Below are 475 nucleotides of genomic sequence, written 5' to 3' on the forward strand. Positions count from 1 at the left end.
CGGCAAGATAGTCGAGCGATCCGTCGTCACTATCGTTATCGACAAAGAAGAAATGCGCCACGCCCATGCGCCGGTAGTAGTCGAGGAAATAGGGCAGCCTCACCCGCTCGTTCCGCTGGGTGCAGAAAACGAGGATGTCATCCTGACGTATCTCGGATGTCCGATCAGCGATGCGCTTCAGCTCACGACGCTTGCGAAAGGCGCGAATACGCCATCGCTTGCGCTGAAGCCTCAGCCTGTATGACTGCCACACGCTCACTTACCGTCCCCTGCTCTCGGGTCGCACCGCTCTCTCATTCCGCTATCAGGTCAACCTTAAGACGGTTTTGAAGTGGGAGTCCCATTTCAGATCGTCGTAAACAGCAGGCTGATGCGTCTCCGGAGGGTTACTGGCCCAATTCTCGATGGTATTTATCCACAACCGGGGTTCAGCGACAGACAGGAAATGCGCTTTGACGCCAAGTACTTCCTTCAA

The 475-nt window shown here is 55.4% G+C and carries 1 protein-coding gene; it reads right to left on the reverse strand.

Annotated elements, in window-relative coordinates:
• A partial coding sequence (locus A3728_RS21435; protein WP_201722368.1) for a glycosyltransferase family 2 protein occupies positions 1 to 259 on the reverse strand: 259 nt, incomplete at its 3' end.
• Between the last annotated feature and the right edge of the window lie 216 nt (positions 260 to 475).

It is taken from the genome of Sulfitobacter sp. HI0040, from assembly GCF_001634885.1.
In the GTDB taxonomy this organism is placed as follows: Bacteria; Pseudomonadota; Alphaproteobacteria; order Rhodobacterales; family Rhodobacteraceae; genus Sulfitobacter.